Source organism: Endozoicomonas sp. ONNA1 (assembly GCF_024606325.1).
GTDB lineage: Bacteria > Pseudomonadota > Gammaproteobacteria > Pseudomonadales > Endozoicomonadaceae > Endozoicomonas_A.
The window spans coordinates 1-1346 of the sequence record NZ_JAHHPN010000366.1; the positions used below are offsets into that span (position 1 = coordinate 1).

Below are 1346 nucleotides of genomic sequence, written 5' to 3' on the forward strand. Positions count from 1 at the left end.
AAAAGGACCGTAATATGCGTAGCGGGGACTGGGTTCCTTTTTCAGAATCTCTCTGGCTACCCGCAAAGCCTCAGGGCCGGAGACCCTGATGATACCCACTCCGCCCCTGCCGGGAGCGGTAGCCTGAGCGGCAATAGTGTCTTTATGGAGTGCGCTAAGGTCGGACATAGCAATAACTGGCTGAGAAAAATAATCGCGTAGTCTAATTCAAGGCGTGGGCTGGCGCTATGGCCTTCAAACATCTAAAAAAAACGGACCGTCACAGTCCGTTTTTTTTGAGAGGTCCAGACTCAGGAGTCTTCCCTCTCGATCTTTCGGGTGATGATGTATTGCTGAATAATCGACAGAATGTTGTTGGTTACCCAATACAACACCAGACCCGCAGGGAACCAGAGGAAGAATACGGTAAAGATCAGTGGCATCAACTTCATTACCTTGGCCTGTACAGGATCGGGAGGCGTTGGGTTCAGCATCTGTTGTGCAAACATTGAAGCCCCCATGATCAGCGGCAGGATGAAGTAAGGGTCCATCTGGGACAGATCCTGAATCCAGCCAAGCCAGGGGGCCTGACGCAGTTCTACAGACTCCTGCAGTACCCAGTAAAGGGCGATGAATACCGGCATCTGAACAAGAATCGGCAGGCAGCCACCCATTGGGTTTACCTTCTACGCTCAGCTGAAGCGTGATGGTTCAGAAGACCCGAGCTCTGTGAATTCCAGTGCACCCATGAATACTTACCTGGGGGCTGCTGTCCGTTCACTTGACGAGCCATACAAGAAGCTGCCTTTTGATGATTTCAGCAAAGAGCCTTTCAAGGAAAGAGTTGATGGTGGCTACGCAGCCATTCTTCAACACTACTTTGTAAGTGCTTGGGTGCCAGACCAGCACAAGCCTCACAATTACTACACCCAAGTATCTCGTAACAACGAATACTTTATGGTGGGTTTCTACAATGACCCTCTGGTAGTAAATCCCGGAGAGAAAGTGACCACCGGTGCGACACTCTATGCAGGTCCTAAAGACCAACCTGCTCTGAAGAACCTGGCAGACGGCCTGCAGCTGACCATGGACTTCGGTATGCTTTGGTTCCTGGCTCAACCATTGTTCATGTTGCTGCAGTTTATCCACTCTCTGGTGGGCAACTGGGGCTGGGCAATCATCCTGCTGACGGTCTGCGTGAAGGCAGTATTCTATCCGTTGAACCAGGCCAGCTTCCGCTCTATGGCTAAAATGCGTAAGCTGGGGCCAAAGATGCAGGAGCTGAAAGAGAGATATGGTGACGATCGTCAGAAGATGTCTCAGGCCATGATGGATATGTACAAGAAAGAGAAGGTAAACCCAATGGG

At 50.8% G+C, this 1346-nt stretch carries 1 protein-coding gene and 2 pseudogenes; 1 reads left to right on the forward strand and 2 read right to left on the reverse strand.

The features are described 5' to 3' along the window. Both KDK19_RS08410 and yidC (KDK19_RS08415) read right to left on the reverse strand, forming a co-directional pair. Positions 1 to 168 (reverse strand): annotated as a pseudogene (locus tag KDK19_RS08410) (tRNA uridine-5-carboxymethylaminomethyl(34) synthesis GTPase MnmE); the annotation flags it as partial. A 122-nt stretch (positions 169 to 290) separates the two neighbouring features. Beyond that, a pseudogene (gene yidC / locus KDK19_RS08415) lies at positions 291 to 665 on the reverse strand (membrane protein insertase YidC); the annotation flags it as partial. Between the two features lie 10 nt (positions 666 to 675). Here yidC (KDK19_RS08415) and yidC (KDK19_RS08420) point away from each other — a divergent pair. Then, the coding region (yidC, locus tag KDK19_RS08420; RefSeq protein ID WP_257291731.1) for a membrane protein insertase YidC at positions 676 to 1346 on the forward strand (671 nt) is incomplete at its 3' end.